This is a genomic window from Arthrobacter sp. Y3223065 (genome assembly GCF_059090885.1).
Genome location: NZ_JBNHGC010000001.1, coordinates 907,214 through 924,764, shown reverse-complemented (window position 1 = coordinate 924,764; position 17,551 = coordinate 907,214). Strand labels below are relative to the sequence as shown.

The 17,551-nt window shown below is 68.1% G+C and carries 15 protein-coding genes and 1 pseudogene; 10 read left to right on the top strand and 6 right to left on the bottom strand.

Annotated elements, in window-relative coordinates:
- Positions 1–90: 90 nt before the first annotated feature.
- The 6 genes from AC5RUK_RS04285 (at position 91) to AC5RUK_RS04260 (ending at position 9,879) form a co-directional block, all read left to right on the top strand.
- On the top strand, positions 91–2,064 hold the full coding sequence (locus tag AC5RUK_RS04285) for an APC family permease (protein ID WP_494108723.1): 1,974 nt from the start codon (positions 91–93) through the stop codon (positions 2,062–2,064).
- Positions 2,061–3,377 (top strand): class I SAM-dependent RNA methyltransferase, encoded by a 1,317-nt coding sequence (locus AC5RUK_RS04280; RefSeq protein WP_494151468.1) that lies wholly within the window; start codon positions 2,061–2,063, stop codon positions 3,375–3,377. Before AC5RUK_RS04285 ends, AC5RUK_RS04280 begins: the two co-directional genes overlap by 4 nt.
- 338 nt (positions 3,378–3,715) lie before the next feature.
- Entirely contained in the window at positions 3,716–6,580 is a 2,865-nt protein-coding gene (locus AC5RUK_RS04275; RefSeq protein ID WP_494151467.1) for an aconitate hydratase, read from the top strand.
- Between the two features lie 220 nt (positions 6,581–6,800).
- Positions 6,801–8,777: a 1-deoxy-D-xylulose-5-phosphate synthase gene (gene dxs, locus AC5RUK_RS04270; RefSeq protein WP_494151466.1), complete on the top strand. Its 1,977-nt coding sequence runs from the start codon at positions 6,801–6,803 to the stop codon at positions 8,775–8,777.
- 8 nt (positions 8,778–8,785) lie between these two features.
- A complete protein-coding gene (locus AC5RUK_RS04265) occupies positions 8,786–9,325 on the top strand; it encodes a DUF402 domain-containing protein (RefSeq protein ID WP_494151465.1) in 540 nt (179 codons plus the stop codon).
- Positions 9,322–9,879, top strand: a complete 558-nt coding sequence (locus AC5RUK_RS04260) for a hypothetical protein (RefSeq protein WP_494108728.1) — start codon at positions 9,322–9,324, stop codon at positions 9,877–9,879. Before AC5RUK_RS04265 ends, AC5RUK_RS04260 begins: the two co-directional genes overlap by 4 nt.
- Before the next feature lie 24 nt (positions 9,880–9,903).
- On the opposite strand, the pseudogene AC5RUK_RS04255 reads toward AC5RUK_RS04260, so the two are convergent.
- Together AC5RUK_RS04255 and AC5RUK_RS04250 are read right to left on the bottom strand one after the other, a co-directional pair.
- Positions 9,904–10,222, bottom strand: a pseudogene (locus AC5RUK_RS04255) (integrase core domain-containing protein); the annotation flags it as partial.
- Positions 10,223–10,240: 18 nt separating this feature from the next.
- Positions 10,241–10,978: an alpha/beta fold hydrolase gene (locus AC5RUK_RS04250; RefSeq protein WP_494151464.1), complete on the bottom strand. Its 738-nt coding sequence runs from the start codon at positions 10,976–10,978 to the stop codon at positions 10,241–10,243.
- 73 nt (positions 10,979–11,051) lie between these two features.
- On the opposite strand from AC5RUK_RS04250, the gene AC5RUK_RS04245 reads away from it, so the two are divergent.
- Positions 11,052–11,750: a helix-turn-helix transcriptional regulator gene (locus AC5RUK_RS04245; protein WP_494108730.1), complete on the top strand. Its 699-nt coding sequence runs from the start codon at positions 11,052–11,054 to the stop codon at positions 11,748–11,750.
- 31 nt (positions 11,751–11,781) lie between these two features.
- Here the strand turns inward: AC5RUK_RS04245 and AC5RUK_RS04240 are convergent, their stop codons facing one another.
- A complete protein-coding gene (locus tag AC5RUK_RS04240; protein WP_494151463.1) occupies positions 11,782–12,360 on the bottom strand; it encodes a mismatch-specific DNA-glycosylase in 579 nt (192 codons plus the stop codon).
- 130 nt (positions 12,361–12,490) lie between these two features.
- Positions 12,491–13,918: an argininosuccinate synthase gene (gene argG / locus AC5RUK_RS04235; RefSeq protein WP_494108732.1), complete on the bottom strand. Its 1,428-nt coding sequence runs from the start codon at positions 13,916–13,918 to the stop codon at positions 12,491–12,493.
- Positions 13,919–14,082: 164 nt separating this feature from the next.
- On the opposite strand from argG, the gene AC5RUK_RS04230 reads away from it, so the two are divergent.
- Together AC5RUK_RS04230 and AC5RUK_RS04225 are read left to right on the top strand one after the other, a co-directional pair.
- Positions 14,083–15,057 carry an aldo/keto reductase gene (locus AC5RUK_RS04230; RefSeq protein WP_494151462.1) on the top strand — a complete coding sequence of 325 codons (975 nt, stop codon included), beginning with the start codon at positions 14,083–14,085 and terminating at the stop codon, positions 15,055–15,057.
- Between the two features lie 29 nt (positions 15,058–15,086).
- Positions 15,087–15,770, top strand: coding sequence for a hypothetical protein (locus tag AC5RUK_RS04225; protein ID WP_494151461.1), 684 nt, complete (start codon positions 15,087–15,089; stop codon positions 15,768–15,770).
- A gap of 34 nt (positions 15,771–15,804) precedes the next feature.
- On the opposite strand, the gene AC5RUK_RS04220 is transcribed toward AC5RUK_RS04225, so the two are convergent.
- Positions 15,805–16,245: a QcrA and Rieske domain-containing protein gene (locus AC5RUK_RS04220; protein WP_494151460.1), complete on the bottom strand. Its 441-nt coding sequence runs from the start codon at positions 16,243–16,245 to the stop codon at positions 15,805–15,807.
- 82 nt (positions 16,246–16,327) lie between these two features.
- Entirely contained in the window at positions 16,328–16,771 is a 444-nt protein-coding gene (locus AC5RUK_RS04215) for a Rieske (2Fe-2S) protein (protein WP_493987399.1), read from the bottom strand.
- 115 nt (positions 16,772–16,886) lie between these two features.
- Between AC5RUK_RS04215 and AC5RUK_RS04210 the strand changes: the two genes are divergently transcribed.
- Positions 16,887–17,549, top strand: a complete 663-nt coding sequence (locus AC5RUK_RS04210; RefSeq protein WP_494151459.1) for a cation efflux transmembrane domain-containing protein — start codon at positions 16,887–16,889, stop codon at positions 17,547–17,549.
- Positions 17,550–17,551: the final 2 nt, after the last annotated feature.

The following is a 17,551-nucleotide window of genomic DNA, read 5'->3' as shown; positions in this document are numbered from 1 at the left end:
TCCTGATGCCCCGAAGTTTTCCGGCCGGCGGTCTAGACTCTAAGCCGTGAAGATCCGGACCCATTCGCTGCCTGTGTCGCCGAGCGAAACGTGCTGACATTTCTCGATGCCCTCAAGCGCGTCTTGGTGGGCAAGCCGTTCCGCAGCGAGCGGCTGAAGCAGGACGCCCTGCCGCGGCGGCTGGCAGTTCCGGTCTTCTCCGCCAACGCGCTCTCCTCGGTGGCCTACGCCCCGGACGAGATCCTGCTCACGCTGGCCCTGGCGGGGGTTGCGGCGATCGCACTGTCGCCCTGGGTCGGACTGGCGGTCATGGCGGTGCTGCTGGTCCTGGTGGCTTCCTACCGGCAGAGCATCCATGCGTATCCGTCCGGCGGCGACTACGAGATCGCCACCAAGAACCTGGGCAAGCCGGCGGGCATTACGGTGGGTTCGGCGCTGATGCTGGACTACGTGCTCACGGTTGCGGTGTCCATGTCCTCCGCGGCGCACTATCTGGTGTCCGCCGTCCCGGCGCTGAAGGGCTGGCAGCCCGGAGCGGCCGTAGCCGGCATCGCGATCCTCGCCCTGCTCCATCTGCGGGGGCTGGGACGTGGCCGCCTCACCGTGGCGATCGCCACCTATATCTTTGTGGGCACCGTGCTGCTGATGTGCCTGGCCGGGTTCGTCCTTGACCTTAGCGGCAGTCTTGGCGAGGCCCCCAGTGCGGCGTTCGACGTCGTGCCGGAACCCGGTTTGGAGGCCGGCCTGACCGGCTTGGCCGGCGCGCTGCTGGTACTGCGGGCCTTCTCCACGGGCGCAGCGGCACTCACCGGCCTGGAGACACCGGCCAGCAACGTTCCGGCCTTCGAGAAACCGCGCGCCAAGAACGCCGGCTTTGCGCTGCTGATGCTGGGCATCTCCGCAACCGTGATCACCATGGCGGTGATGTACCTCGCCCGGGCCACCGACGTGCGGGTGGTGCAGGTCCCCGCCGACCAACTGCGGCTGGACGGCGGGCAGTTGCCGGCCGGCTACTTCCAGTCCCCGGTGCTCAGCCAGTTGGCGGAGACGGTCTTCGGCGACGGCGCCCCGCTCTTCTACCTGACGGTCGCGGCTACCGCGGCGATCCTGGTGCTGGCCAGCCACTCGGCGTTCAACGCCTTCCCGCAGCTGGCTTCGATCCTCGCCACCGACGGCTTCCTGCCGCGCCAGCTGCGCACCCGGGGGGACCGGCTCAGCTACAGCAACGGGGTGCTGGCCCTGGCGGCCGCGGCCGTGGTGCTGGTGCTGGTTTTCAACGCGGACGTCACCCGGCTGATCCCGCTCTACGTGATCGGCGTGATCGTTTCCTTCACCTGCAGCCAGCTGGGCATGATCCGGCACTGGTCGCGCGAAATCCGGGCCACCCCGCACCGTCCGGTGCGCCGCCGGATGCTGCGCTCGCGGTTCATCAACATGGTCGGCTTCATCCTGACCGTCACCGTGCTGGTGGTGGTACTGGTGAGCAAGTTCGTTTTCGGGGCCTGGCTGGCCGTACTCGGCATCGTCCTGCTTGGGCTGGTTATGCTCAGCATCAACCGCCATTACGTCCAGGTGGCCCGTGAGCTCGCGATCGATCCGGACCAGCCCACCACCGCGCTGCCGTCACGGGTGCACGCAGTCATTCTGGTCTCGCACGTGCGCAAGCCGACGCTCCGGGCGCTTGCCTTCGCCCGGGCCTCGCGCCCGTCCCGGCTCGACGCGGTGGTGGTGGACCTCGACCGCGAACAGACCGAGCAGACCCTGCGCGACTGGGAGAAGCTCAACATCCCGGTTCCGATCACGGTGCTCGCCTCCCCGTACCGCGAAACCACCACACCGATCATCGACTACATCAAGAGCATCCGCCGGGACTCACCCCGCGAACTGGTGGTGGTCTACATCCCGGAATACGTCGTGGGACGCTGGTGGGAACAGCTGGTCCACAACCAGACCGCGCTGCGCATCAAGACCCGCCTGCACTTCGAGCCCGGCGTCATGGTGGCCAGCGTGCCATGGCAGCTGGCCTCCTCCGATTCCGTCCGCCGCTACCAGGAGCTTTCATGACCGACCCCGCACCGCAACTGATCGAACTGACCATCGGCGCCCCGGCGCACGGAGGCCACTTCGTCGCGCGGCACGACGGCCGGGTGGTGTTCGTCCGGCACGCGCTGCCCGGGGAGCGGGTGCTGGCACGCGTCACCGAAGGCGGACCGGAGGCGGGCTTCTGGCGGGCGGACACCGTTGAGGTGCTGGAGGCATCCGCCGACCGGGTGCAGCATCCCTGGGCGCCGGCGGACGCGCTGGCCGCTGCGGAAGCCGGCCGGCCGGCCGTGGGCGGCGCCGAATTCGGCCACATCGGGCTGGACGCCCAGCGCCGGCTGAAGGGCCGGATCTTCGCCGAACAGCTGCAACGGCTGGCCAAGCTGGAACGGCAGGTCACCGTCGAAGCCCCGGCGGGGGAGTACGACGACGGACTCGGCTGGCGCACGCGCGCCGCCTTCGGCGTGGGACCAGACGGGCGCCTGGCCATGCACGCCCACCGGTCCGACGAACTGATGCCGATCCAGGAGATGCCGCTGGCCGCGGACGGCGTTAACGACCTGCGGCTGTGGGAGCTGGATCTGTCGGGGCTGGAGCGGGTGGAGGTAGCCGCGCCCGCCGACGGGAGCACTCCGCTGGTGCTGCTGGTGCCGAGGGCCGGGACTCCGGCCAAACGGCTGGCCAAGATTGCCGAACGGATCGAACCCGGCGTTTCGGTTGCCGCCTGGGAGCCCAAGCCAGGGCGGCTCACCCGGTTGCGGGGACGCACGTGGGTCGCCGAGACCAGCGGGCGGCACCAGTACCGGGTGACGGGAGACGGCTTCTGGCAGATCCACCGGCTGGCACCGGCCACGTTGACGGCCGCGGTCCTGGACGGCGTTGCGCCCGGGGCGGGGGAGCGGGTGGCCGATCTGTATGCGGGCGCCGGGCTTTTCACGGCGCCGTTGGCGGACGCCGTCGGGGTCACGGGCAACGTGCTCTCCATCGAGGGCTCGCCGGCCGCCAGCAAGGACGCCCTCAAGAACCTGCACGGCTTCGGGCAGGTCGAGATCGTCCAAGGCAAGGTGGAGCGGGTGCTGCGTTCGCAGCCAGACACGATGGACGCCGTCGTCCTTGATCCGCCCCGCGCCGGCGCCGGAAAGGCCGTGGTGCAGGCGGTGGCCGCCCGGGACCCCCGGGTGGTCGGCTACGTGTCCTGTGATCCGGCCTCCTTCGCCCGGGACCTGGGCTACTTCCTGCAGCTGGGCTGGAACCTCGACTCTCTGCGCGTCTTCGACCTGTACCCGCACACCCACCACATGGAATCCTTCGCCGTGCTGACTCCGGGCCACCGCTGAGCGGGGAGCGCGTGCCCGCCCGGCCCTCCTCGCGCCGCTCCCGGCCCTCCCTCGCGCCGCACCCCACCCTCCCTCACCATCCGCGACCGCCGCACCGCGATTGTGGCTGTGAGGCAGGCCACAGGCGGCGCTCCGGTTCCTGCCAACCGCCTACCCGATAGGATGGAGGCAGCGGTCCCGGACGAAGCATAGAGTCTCTGGTTTGTAAATTCTGCGGGCTTCGGCGTGCAAAGAGGCCAGAGGCCGAGCCCACAGCTGTCCCTTCACACTTAGGGATGCCTAACTAGCGGGTGGTTGCCGCCCGGACAAAGATAAAGTGTGGCGAGAGGAGTCCTGTCATGAGTAATGTGGACAGCTTCGGTTCCAAAGGCGTCTTGAACGTCGCCGGGGCCGAGTATGAAATTTTCCGGCTGAGTGCCGTTGAAGGTGCCGAGAGCCTTCCGTTCAGCCTCAAGGTCCTGCTGGAGAACCTGCTCCGCACCGAAGATGGTGCGAACATCACGGCGGACCACGTCCGCGCCCTGGCCGGTTGGAACCCCGACGCGCAGCCGGACACCGAAATCCAGTTCACCCCCGCCCGCGTCATCATGCAGGACTTCACCGGTGTTCCGTGTGTCGTCGACCTGGCCACCATGCGCGAGGCCGTCAAGGAGCTCGGCGGCGACCCGAAGCGCGTGAACCCGCTGGCCCCGGCCGAACTGGTGATCGACCACTCGGTCCAAATCGATGTCTTCGGCAATGCCGGCGCGCTCGAGCGCAACATGGAGATCGAGTACCAGCGCAACGGTGAGCGCTACCAGTTCCTGCGCTGGGGCCAGACCGCATTCGAAGACTTCAAGGTCGTCCCGCCGGGAACCGGCATCGTGCACCAGGTCAACATCGAATACCTGGCCCGCACCGTGATGACCCGCGAGGTGGACGGCAAGCTGCGCGCCTACCCGGACACCCTGGTCGGCACCGACTCGCACACCACCATGGTCAACGGCCTGGGCGTGCTCGGCTGGGGCGTCGGCGGCATCGAGGCCGAGGCCGCCATGCTCGGCCAGCCTGTCTCGATGCTGATTCCGCGCGTTGTCGGCTTCAAGCTCACCGGCTCCATCCCAGCCGGCGCCACCGCCACCGACGTCGTGCTGACCATCACCGAAATGCTGCGCAAGCACGGCGTGGTGGGCAAGTTCGTGGAGTTCTACGGCGAAGGCGTGGCCGCGGTGCCGCTGGCGAACCGCGCCACCATCGGCAACATGAGCCCGGAGTTTGGCTCGACCGCCGCCATGTTCCCGATCGACGACGTGACCCTCGACTACCTGCGCCTGACCGGCCGCTCCGAGGAGAACATCGCCCTGGTCGAGGCGTACACCAAGGAACAGGGCCTCTGGCACGATCCGTCGCACGAACTGAAGTTCTCCGAATACATTGAGCTGGACCTGTCCACCGTGGTTCCGTCCATTGCCGGTCCCAAGCGGCCGCAGGACCGCATCGCCCTGACCTCCGCCAAGAACCAGTTCCGCAAGGACCTGCAGGGCTACGTCGGCACCGGCAACGAGGACGCCCTGGACGAGGCGCTCGAAGAGTCCTTCCCGGCGTCGGACGTCCCGGCCATGACCTCCACGGTCCGCCATGCTGCCGCTGCCGCGCAGGCCGGCGGTGCGCAGGCCAACGACCGTCCCTCCGGCGGTTCGGCCAGCCAGGGACGTCACGTCGCCCTGCCCAGCGACGGCCGCGCCTCCAAGCGTGTCCACGTCACCATGGAAGATGGGCGCGAGTTCGAACTGGACCACGGTGCGGTTTCCATCGCGTCGATCACCTCCTGCACCAACACCTCCAACCCCTCGGTCATGCTGGCGGCGGCCGTGCTGGCCCGCAACGCGGTGGAGAAGGGCCTGGCGTCCAAGCCGTGGGTCAAGACCTCCATCGCCCCGGGCTCCAAGGTCGTCACCGATTACTACGAAGAGTCCGGCCTGATCCCGTACCTGGAGAAGCTTGGCTTCTTCGTGGTCGGCTATGGCTGCGCCACCTGCATCGGTAACTCCGGACCGCTGGAGCCTGAAATCTCGCAGGCCGTCCAGGACAACGACCTGTCGATCACCTCGGTGCTGTCGGGTAACCGCAACTTCGAAGGCCGCATCAACCCGGACGTCAAGATGAACTACCTGGCGTCCCCGCCGCTGGTCGTCGCCTACGCCCTGGCCGGCACCATGGACTTCGACTTCGAGAAGCAGCCGCTGGGCCAGGACCCGGACGGCAACGACGTGTTCCTGAAGGACATCTGGCCGAACCCGGTCGAGGTCCAGCAGGTGATCGACTCCTCGATCAACAAGGAGATGTTCGCCAAGGGCTACGAGGGCGTGTTCGAGGGCGACGACCGCTGGAAGGCGCTGGAGACCCCGGCAGGCGATACCTTCGCCTGGGATCCCAACTCCACGTACGTGCGGAAGCCCCCGTACTTCGAAGGCATGAGCGCCAAGCCGGAGCCGGTGCAGGACATCAGCGGCGCGCGCGTGCTGGCCAAGCTGGGCGACTCGGTCACCACCGACCACATCTCCCCGGCCGGTTCGTTCAAGTCGGACAGCCCCGCAGGCCGTTACCTGCTGGAAAACGGCGTGGAGCGCAAGGACTTCAACTCCTACGGTTCCCGCCGCGGCAACCACGAAGTGATGATCCGCGGCACCTTCGCCAACATCCGGCTGCGGAACCAGCTGCTGGACAACGTGGAGGGCGGCTTCACCCGCGACTTCACCCAGACCGGCGGCCCGCAGGCGTACATCTACGACGCCGCCATGAACTACCAGGCCGCCGGCACCCCGCTGGTGGTGCTGGCCGGCAAGGAGTACGGCTCCGGCTCATCCCGCGACTGGGCCGCGAAGGGCACCGCCCTGCTGGGCGTCAAGGCCGTCATCGCCGAGAGCTTCGAGCGCATCCACCGTTCGAACCTGATCGGCATGGGCGTGCTGCCGCTGCAGTTCCCGGCCGGCGAGTCCGCCGCGTCGCTGGGGCTGTCCGGTACGGAGACCTTCTCCATCGAGGGCGTGACCGCGCTCAACGAGGGCACCACCCCGAAGACGCTGAAGGTCACCGCCGCCGGCGAGGACGGCGGCACCAAGAGCTTCGACGCCGTGGTGCGGATCGACACCCCGGGTGAGGCCGACTACTACCGCAACGGCGGCATCCTGCACTACGTGCTGCGCCAGATCTCGGTGAACTAGCCTCCCGGTCCGGCACACACCGCACAGCGGCCCAACGCAGGGCGGGCGTCCGATGGACGTCCGCCCTGCGGCGTCTGCCCACCGCACCGGCCCGCTTTCCAGCTCAGTCCCTGATCACGCGTCGACCGCGTTGTGTGCACCCTCGCACCGGCGGAACGCAGAGTGGCGGATGGATGGCGGTAGGATTAACCGACGCTTTGTGAAGGAAAGGACCTGCTCTGTGGGATTGCTCGAGACCATCCGCGAGCCGCGCGACCTGCGCCGGATCGACATGGTCCAGTTGCAGGACCTGGCCGGGGAAATCCGCCAGTTCCTGATCACGAACGTCGCACAGACCGGCGGACACCTCGGCCCGAACCTTGGAGTCGTCGAGCTGACCCTCGGCATCCACCGCGTGTTCGATTCCCCGCAGGACAGCATCGTCTTCGACACCGGCCACCAGTCCTACGTGCACAAACTGGTCACCGGCCGGCAGGACTTCGGGACGCTGCGGCAGCAGGGCGGGCTGGCCGGCTACCCGGACCGCGGCGAATCGGTGCACGACATCGTCGAAAGCTCGCACGCGTCGTCGTCGTTGTCCTGGGCAGACGGCATCTCCCGTGCCCGGCGGCTGACCGGCGAAGGCGACCGCTACGTCGTCGCGGTGGTGGGCGACGGCGCTCTCACCGGCGGCATGGCCTGGGAAGCCGTGAACAACATCGCCGCGGACCGCGGGCGGCGCGTGGTGATCGTGGTCAACGACAACGGGCGCTCCTACGCCCCGACGATCGGCGGGCTGGCCGACCAGCTGGCCGCGCTGCGCCGGACCACCATCGACAAGGTCCGCACCCACCAGGCCTACGAAGGCACCCTGGACTGGTGGAAGAAAAAGTTGCAGTCGGGCGGACCGCTGGGCCAGTTCGCCTACCGGAGCCTGCACGCCACCAAGAAGGGCATCAAGGACTGGTGGGCGCCGCAGGGCCTGTTCGAGGACCTCGGCATGAAGTACATCGGGCCGATCGACGGACACGACCTGGAGGCCGTGGAAGCCGCGCTGACGCAGGCCAAGAACTACCGGGGCCCCGTGATTGTCCACACCATGACCGAAAAGGGCCGCGGCTACGCCCCGGCCCGCGCCCACGAGGCGGACCAGTTCCACGCCGTGGGCGTCATCGACCCCGAGACCGGCGAACCCGTCGAGTCCGGCGGCCGGCAGTCCTGGACCTCGGTGTTCGCCGACGAGATCGCCGAGATCGCCGACGAACGCCAGGACATCGTCGGCATCACCGGAGCCATGCTGATCCCGGTGGGCCTGCAGAAATTCGCCAGCAAGCACCCGGACCGCGTCTTTGACGTCGGCATTGCCGAGCAGCACGCGCTGGCCAGCGCCGCCGGCATGGCCTACGGCGGACTCCACCCGGTGGTGGCCCTCTACGCAACCTTCCTGAACCGCGCCTTCGACCAGCTGCTGATGGACGTCGCCCTGCACAAGGCAGGCGTCACCGTGGTGCTGGACCGTGCCGGGGTCACCGGCCCGGACGGCCCCAGCCACCACGGCATGTGGGACATGTCGCTGCTGCAGATCGTGCCGGGGCTGCACCTGGCCGCCCCGCGCGACGCCACCCGCTTGAGGGAAGAGCTGCGCGAGGCGGTGTCCGTCGACGATGCCCCCACCGTGGTCCGTTTCTCCAAGGGGTCGGTGGGGCCCGAGGTTGAGGCGCTCGAGCGGCTCAAGGACGGCGTTGACGTCCTGGCGCGCCGGCCGTCCGGCTCCACCGAAAACGACGTGCTAATCGTCAGCGTGGGCGCCATGAGCGAACTGGCGCTGGATGTCTCGAACCGCCTCGGCGCGCAAGGCATCAGCTCCACCGTCGTCGACCCGCGCTGGGTGCTGCCGGTGCCCCGCTCGATCATCGGCCTTGCGGCCCGGCACCGGATCGTCGTCGTGATCGAAGACGGCGTCCGCGCCGGCGGGGTCGGATCCCGGATCCGCCAGGAGATGCGTGCCGCCGGCGTGGACACCGCGCTGAACGAGGTCGGCCTGCCCGTCGAGTTCCTGGTCCACGGCACCCGCGCCGAGGTCCTGGAGCGCGTGGGCCTCACGGCGCAGCAGGTGGCGCAGGACACGGTCGCGCAGGTGCTCGGTACCAAGGTCCCCTTCGCGCGCCCGCTGCCCGGCCAGGAACTGCCGACCGGCCAGATTCCCAAGATCCAGTGACCGGCCGCATGCCCGCCGAGGCCCAGCCCGGCGACATGGTGGTGTTCCGCAACTGGAAGTACGACGGCGGTGCCCACTGGCTGGTGCCCGGCACCTACCTGGGCGCCGACGGCTTCGGCGACTGGATCTTCCAGCCGGCCGGCTCCCTGGTCGCCCGGCCCGGCATCGCCTTCTTCGCCACCTCCGACGCCGTGCAGTTACTGCCCCAGGAAGGCGACTACGTGGCGACGTTCTACGACGACACCTACCCCGGCGACTTCCGGATCTACATCGACCTGGCCACCGGCATCCGGGTGGACCCGCTGCTTCCGGCCGGCTGGGAAGTCCAGCTCACGGACATGGACCTGGATGTGGTCCGCACCGCCAGCGGCGGCGTGTACGTAGACGACGAGGACGAATTCGCCGAACACCGGGTCAGCATGCACTATCCGCCGGCGCTGGCCGAACGGATCCAAGCCAGCTGCCTGGCGCTTTATGAGCAAGTGGCGGCAGAGGCCGCGCCGTTCGACGGGACGGCCCTGACGTGGTTGAACAAAGGACGGACATGAGTTTCCTGCGCGTGTACAAGAAGAATGACGACGGCGGGCTGGTGTTCCGCGAGGCGTGGTTCGACGAAGACTACGGCCAGTTCGTGGTCAACCACGGGACGGTGGGCCATCAGAGCACCACCCAGGACAGCCGGGACGTCGACCCCGAGGCCGCAGAGTCGCTGATGGGTGCGTTCGCCGCCCAGTGCGCCGAGGACGGCTACTCCGAGCTCACGCCGGGGGAGCAGCACTGGGTGATTGCCCAGTATGCGTTGAAGACGGCGGCCGGCAGCGACCGCGACCGCTACCTGGAGGACAAGGCCAAACGCACCATCACCGAGTACTTTGCCTGGCGCGGACTCGGAACCGTGGAGAAGACCGAGTTCGTGCCGCACAAGCTCAACATCTATGTCCTCGCGCCGGATGCGGCCAAGGCGGTGGCGGGCCTGAAGGTCTGCCTCCGCGAAGCCAAACTGGACTTCACCAAGCTGAGCATCGGCGTCGCGCCCCACGGGAACCTTGCCGCAGTGAAGCAAAAGCATCCGCTGCCGGCCAAGACGGCGTTCAGCCTCTAGGTCCGGCCGTCTGCGGGGGCGGCACTAGCTGTACTGACCGGACACGTTGTTCATACGTGAGAAGGGCGGCTGGCTGCAGCATGCGGTGTGGGGTCGGTGATGGTTGTAGTGGTGCAGCCAGCCATGTAGCTCCCCACGATGCTCAGCCTCGGAGGTATAGCAGCGGGCGTAGGCCCAGCCGTCGGCCAGGGTGCGGTGGAAGCGCTCGATCTTGCCGTTCGTCTGTGGGCGATACGGGCGGGTGCGCTTGTGCTTGATTTCAAGTTCGGCGCATGTGTCCCGCCACCAGTGTGAGCGGTAGGCGCCCCCCGTTGTCAGACAGGACCCGCTCGACGGTGATGCCGCAGGTTGAACGTGCAGTTCAGTTGGTTCGAGAAGCCGCTGACTGAATGGCGTTGGCGAGGTCGCGGGGACGGCTCCACATAGGCCAATGCCCCGTCGGGAGGTCAAGGACGTCGAGGTGCTCGATGTTCGCGACTTCGGCAAACATGGCATGGCCTGTGCGGGCCAGCTCCAGCACCTGCGCGCTCGGAATCGAGCAGCACACCAAGGTGGTCCGAACCTTGCGGCGGGCATCGTTCGTGAGCTCGACGGCCTGACGAAGCACGGGGCCGGGCTCAGGGACGGCGCGGGCCCGAAAACGCTCGAGGACCTCTGCGCTCAGGCCTTCGAGGCTCGCCTGCTGTGCGAGGACGTCGAGGGACGGCAGCGGAAGCTCCTCCAACTCCTCCGGGATGTCTGGAGCGAAGGCGCTTCCCGTCGCCAGAGGGCCGGAGTCGACCCACACCACTCGGTGGACAAGCTCAGGGTGTCGGTCAAGGACGAGGCTGACGGGGGCATTCGCCCCACTGTGAGCGACGAGAGTTGCGGGCTGATCCTCGGAAGCCCCGAGTTGAGTGATGACGTCTAGGACCGCTCCGGCTTGATCGTCGAGAGTCTTCGCCGCACGCTCGGGATCGTCCCCGTCGAGACCGGGCAGTGTCATCGCGATTGCACGAGAGTGGTCGGTTGTCAGGTGTTCAAGGACTTCATCCCACGCCCAAGCGCCCAGCCAGTGGCCGGCGATGAGAATGATCGGACTGCTTGTAGTAGTTGTCATGTCACTACCCTCGCAGGCACTACGGACAAGGGTATGTCACTATTTATGTCATGAATTTGTCGGGGTCTGAACTGTGAAGCGAGTCGAACGGCTCCATGCTCTGTCCGAGATGTTGCGCCGCAGCGGCGCGCGGGGGGTTTCCGCCGAACGGTTGGCGAGAGAGTTCGAGGTATCCGTGCGCACCATTAAGAGAGACCTCGATGCGTTGGAGAACAGCGGTGCGCCTATATGGTCTCGCCCAGGTCCGGGCGGTGGCTACGGATTGGCTACAGGCGCGTCCCTGCCGCCTGTCAGCCTGTCCCCAGCGCAGGCCGTGGCGCTCATGGCAGCCGTGTCCGCTGCACCCGATGCCCCCTACGCCGATCTGGCAGCAGCAGGTATTCAGAAGATCCTGGACGTCCTCGATCCCAAAACCCGAGCACGAGCCGACGAGCTGGCCCACCGCGTCTGGGTCAACGCGCTTCCCTCCTCTTCGCGCGCAATCAAGTCGGCACTGGAGGAGGCGATGGCCGAGCAGCGAGTGATCCGCATTCGCTACACATCGAGAGACGAGACCACGACCACCCGCGACGTTGAGCCAGTGCTGTTCGCCTCCACGAACGGCCAGTGGTACCTGGTTGGGTGGTGCCGACTGCGCAACGCAATGCGTTGGTTCACCGTGTCGCGCATCGAGCGAGCCAACGTAACCAAGACGGCTTGCGGCGGCCATACCATCCACGAGGTAGGAAAACCCCCAGCGAACGCGAGACCGGTGCACGGTCGGGGCGAGTGAGTCACTCAATCAACCTCTCCGGTCAGTACAGCTAGCTGCCCTCCGGCAGCTCCAGGCCCGCAGCCCGCGCCGCCTCCCGGTAGGCGGCCGCCAGCGTGGCCACGCTGTGGTGGGCGTTGAGGCCGCTGGGATTCGGCACCACCCAGAGTTCAGCCCCGCCGAGCGTCTCCGGCTGACGGCCAAGCTGCGCCTTCGGCCGGTCAAAGCCCACCCGGTAGGCGGTCACCCCGGCGACTGCCACCACCCGGGCCCCCAGGGCTTCGACCCGGAGGGCCAGCAGCCGGGCTCCGGTCCGGAGTTCCTCGGCACCCAGCTCGTCCGCCCGGGCGGTAGCCCGCGGAACGATGTTGGTAATGCCGACACCGCGGGAGATCAGGTGGTCGCGATCGGCCGCTGCCATGCCGTCCCCGGCGCGGATCAGATGGCCGGTAATGCCGGCGGCGGCCAATGCCGGATAGAACCGGTTGCCGGGCCGGGCGAAGTGCGAGCCGGTGGCAGCGGACCAGAGACCGGGATTGATGCCGACGAACAGCAGGCGCAAAGCCGGGCCCAGGAGATCGGGGACCAACGCGTCCCGGTAAGCGAGCAGTTCAGCACGGGTAAAGGGCACAAAACCACTCTTTCACACGGCTTGCAGTCCCGCCGCGAACACGGCGCCGGCCCCGGAAAGACGAAGGCACGGCGCCCCGTGAAGGGGGCGCCGTGCCCATGCCGCGGCCCGCTCAGGCGGGACCGGCGGATCAGTCCGTGCCGGCGTCGAACGCTGCACGGTCCAGCGCCTCGTCGGCTGCGCGGTCGGCCGGGTCGAGCTCGGCGGTGTCAGCGATTTCGCTCGCGCCGCCGGCTTCCAGCGCGCCCACGAGCTCGGCGGTCGGACCGCCCACCAGGCCCTGCGCGGCGTACTGCTCCAGGCGAGCGCGGGAGTCGGCGATGTCCAGGTTGCGCATGGTCAGCTGGCCGATGCGGTCCAGCGGCCCGAAGGCAGCGTCGCCCACACGCTCCATGGACAACTTGTCCGGGTGATAGCTCAGCGCAGGCCCGGAGGTGTCCAGGATGGTGTAGTCCTCGCCGCGGCGAAGTCGCAGCGTGACCTCGCCGGTCACCGCGGAGCCAACCCACTTCTGCAGCGATTCGCGCAGCATGAGCGCCTGCGGGTCCAGCCAGCGGCCTTCGTACATCAGCCGGCCCAAGCGGCGGCCCTCGGCGTGGTAGCTGGCCACGGTGTCTTCGTTGTGGATGGCGTTGAGCAGCCGCTCGTAGGCGATGTGCAGCAGGGCCATGCCCGGGGCCTCATAGATGCCGCGCGACTTGGCCTCGATGATGCGGTTCTCGATCTGGTCGGACATGCCCAGCCCGTGGCGGCCGCCAATGGCATTGGCTTCCTGGACCAGGGCGACGGCGTCGGCAAACTCGGTGCCGTTGATCGCCACCGGGCGGCCCGCCTCGAAGCGCACCGACACGTCCTCCGTGGGAATGTCCACGTCGTCACGCCAGAAGGCCACGCCCATGATCGGCTCGACGGCCTCCAGGCTGGTGCCCAGGTGCTCCAGCGTCTTGGCCTCATGGGTGGCACCCCAAATGTTGGCGTCGGTGCTGTACGCCTTCTCGGCGGAGTCGCGGTAGGGGAAGTTGTGCGCGGTCAGCCATTCGGACATCTCCTGGCGGCCGCCGAGCTCGGAGACGAAGCGCGGATCGAGCCACGGCTTGTAGATGCGCAGCCGCGGGTGGGCCAGCAGCCCGTAGCGGTAGAAACGCTCGATGTCGTTGCCCTTGTAGGTGGAACCGTCGCCCCAGATGTCCACGCCGTCTTCCCGCATGGCGCGCACCAGCAAGGTGCCGGTCACGGCGCGGCCCAACGGGGTGGTGTTGAAGTAGGAACGGCCGCCGCTGCGGATATGGAAGGCGCCGCAGGCCAGCGCGGCCAGGCCTTCCTCCACTAGTGCGGGCTTGCAGTCGACCAGGCGGGAGATGTCGGCGCCGTACTCGGTGGCGCGGCCGGGCACCGCGTCGATGTCCGGCTCGTCGTACTGGCCGAGGTCGGCCGTGTACGTGCAGGGCACGGCTCCGCCGTCGCGCATCCACGCAACGGCAACGGACGTATCAAGTCCACCGGAGAAGGCGATGCCGACGCGTTCGCCGACGGGAAGGGAAGTCAGAACTTTGGCCATGGTTTCGATCATATGTGCAGCGGCACCCAAAGACAGAAGCGGCAACGCCGCGGCTGCCTACGTGACGTGCGGGAACTCACGCCCGCCTCCGGTGCGGGGGCTGGAGCCGGGATAGGATGCGAAACGAACGGCAAATCCCCCAGTGACATGACAAGGATGTAGCGATGGAATACCGGCGTCTTGGCAAATCCGGCCTCACCGTCTCGACGGTGGGGCTCGGCTGCAACAACCTGGGCCGGTCCAATACCCCGACGGAAACGCAGGAAGGCACGGACGCGGTGGTCAATGCCGCGCTGGATGCCGGGGTGACCTTTTTCGACGTGGCCGACACCTACGGGAAGACTCCGGGGCTGAGTGAGGAGTTCCTGGGCAAGGCACTCGGAACGCGGCGCGATGACGTCGTGGTTGCCACGAAGTTTGGCATGGACATGCGCGGGGCGAACGGCGAAGACTTCGGTGCCCGCGGCTCGCGGCGCTACATCGTCAAGGCCGCCGAGGCGTCGTTGCGCCGGCTGGGCACCGACTGGATTGACCTCTACCAGTTCCACACGCCTGACCCGCTGACTCCGGTCGAGGAGACTCTGTCCGCCCTGGACGACCTGGTCCGCGCCGGCAAGGTCCGCTACATCGGCCACTCCAACCGGTCCGGCTGGCAGATCGCCGAGGCGGAATTCACCGCGCGGATGGGCGGCTACACCCCGTTCATCTCCAGCCAAAACCATTACAACCTGCTGGACCGTCGGGCGGAGCTGGAAGTCACCCCTGCTGCCGAGGCCTACGGGCTGGGCCTGCTGCCGTATTTCCCGCTGGCCAACGGCCTGCTCACCGGCAAGTACAAGGACGGCAAGGCACCGGAAGGCAGCCGGTTGACCCACTCGCGCACCAACATGCTCAAGGACGCCGACTGGGAGCAGCTGGGAGCCTTCTCCCGCTTCGCCGCCGACCGCGGACTCAAGGAAATCGAGGTGGCATTCTCCTGGCTTGCCACGCGTCCCGCGGTCGCATCGGTCATCGCCGGAGCCACGAAGCCGGAACAAATTCGGCAGAACGCCCAATCCGCCGGCTGGCAGCCGACTGGCGAGGACTTGGCCGAGCTGGAAGGCATCTTCCCCGCGGTCCCGAAAGTGGCCCTGTTTTGACATCCTCGAGGAGGCCGCGGGAGGAACCAATGGAACGCTGGGAAGGCTTCTATTTTGAGGGCGCCAAGCAGGGCTGCCTCTACCGACGGTGGGCGGATCACGTCCTCACCACGCGGATCGCCTTCGGGAGCGGGCCGGACGGGTACCGCGCGGAATCCGTCATCCGGTTCGAGCCCGGGACACGGCGGTGGGAGTCCTCCTCCTACCGGCAGGGGCCGGGCCGCACCGAGGCATCGGCCCGCCGCGAGGATTTCGGGCTGCCCGGGACGAGCCTGCCCAGCTACGCGGAGTACCTCCTGTTGGCGGACATGCTCGGATCCGGCGCCCACGCCGTGGAGTTCTTCCGGTTGGACGACGCAGCCCCGGCCGAGCCCGACAGCGCGGCATGGACGAAGATGTCGCTGGCCGGCACCGAGACGGTCGTGTTGCCGGATGGCCGCCGGCCCTCGTGCGACCGCTACGAAGTTGTCCGGAGCGGGCGACCGGCGGCCCCCGACGGCGGCTTTCCCACACCGCAGGACTATGGGTCGGACGCCGGCGCGGAGCTGATCGGCGTTCATTGGGCAGCCGGCGGCCGTGTGGTCAAGAGCGACTGGCGCGGAGCCGAGTCCTTCCGGGCACCGGATCGGGCGACTGCAACCGCGGGCCTCGACGGGCCGTTGATTGACTTCCTGGACACCGGATACGGTGCCCGGGCAGCTCCAGCGGACTAGAACGCCTGCTCCGCGGGCTTCCCGGCCACCGGCGTCAGACGGTGACAGTGATCCATTCGCCGTCGATGGCGGCCGCGAAACGCGGTAGCGGAGCCTGTGCCGGACCGCCGGTTACCGTGCCGTCGGCGAGCGCGAACGTCGAGTTATGGCACGGGCACACGAATTCGGCCTTCGCCGGGGTCACGCCGCATCCTTGGTGCGTGCACACGGCGCTGTAGGCCAGGACGGTCGTCTCATCGGGGCGGTGGATGAGGATCTTCTGCCCGTGTGCTTCACCGCTGGCGCTGCCGCCTACCGGCACATCGCTGAGCTTGCCGACTCGAACCGGCCTGCCGTCGCTGGCAACCGGGGAGGGAGAGCCGCCTTGCGCCCCTGTGTAGTCCTGGAGCGGGGAACATGCGGTCAGCGCGCCCACCGAACCGACGGCGGTAGTAGCGGTCAAAATGGCGCGGCGCGAAGGCAGGGACGAACTCATGTCCGCTATTCTCCCGGACGGGACCGGTTAAATTCCAAACGGACCGATGCTGGGGCGCAGGGCGCAGGGCGCATTGCGGCGTTCAGGCCACCACGGTGATCCAGTCGCCGTCAATGGCGGCGGCAAAGCGCTGCAGCGGTGCCGAGGCCGGCCCGTCGAGCACCGTGCCGTCGGCAGCGCTGAAGACAGAGCCGTGGCAGGGACAACGGAACTCCGCGTCCGCCGGCGCCACGGTGCATCCCTGGTGAGTACAGATTGCGCTGTAGGCCAGGACGGTGGTTTCATCCGGGCGGTGGATAAGGATTTCCTGCCCGCCGGCTTTACCACCGGCGCTGCCGCCAACCGGAACGTCGGCGAGCTTCAGGACCTGGACGGCCGCGCCGCCGGACGTAGCAGGGCCGGGTTTTTCGCCGGCCTGGCCGTCACCGGTCCCCGCCGGCGCACAGGCAGCCAGTACACACGCCGAGCAGGCTGTTGCGGAGGCTGCCAGGACCGAGCGTCGCGCGGGACCGGCATCGGGATTCATGCGCTGACCTTCCCCGTTGGGCAGTATGCGTGTTCGTAAGAGATAGACGTCCGGGTCTCTGCGTTGGTTCAGTCGCCCGGCATCGACCGAATCCGCAAACGCTGAATACACTTTGATGGTGACCACTGGGCACCACCTGACCACCGCAGCCGCGGCGGAGCGAAGGGCGGTCCTGTCACGGCGGATTCGCCTGCTCGTCACGGCCACCATCGCGTACAACGTCCTGGAAGCGGTCGTGGCGCTTGCCGCCGGTTCAGTCGCCTCGTCCAGCGCCCTGATCGGTTTTGGCCTGGATTCCGTCGTCGAGGTGTCCTCCGCCGCTGCGTTGGCATGGCAGTTCGCCGGTCCCGACCCCGGGAAGCGTGAGAAGAAAGCGCTGAGGTTTATCGCCTTCTCCTTCTTCGCCCTGGCCGCCTTCGTTATCACCGATGCGCTCCGTTCGCTCTTGGGCGGACGCGAAGCGGACCCCTCCACGGCGGGCATCGTGCTGGCGGCCGCCAGCCTGGTCGTCATGCCGTGGTTGTCGTGGGCGCAGCGGCGCGCCGGCCGCGAGCTGGGATCTCGTTCCGCCGTGGCCGATTCGAAGCAGACCCTGCTCTGTACCTACCTGTCCGGGGTTCTGCTCGCGGGCCTGCTCCTGAACAGCACCCTGGGCTGGTCGTGGGCCGATCCGCTCGCCGCGCTCGTGATCGCCGCGGTGGCGATCAACGAAGGCCGCGAAGCGTGGCGCGGGGACAGTTGCTGCGCCCCGGGCCTGCATTCCCGGGCGGCCGGGTAACC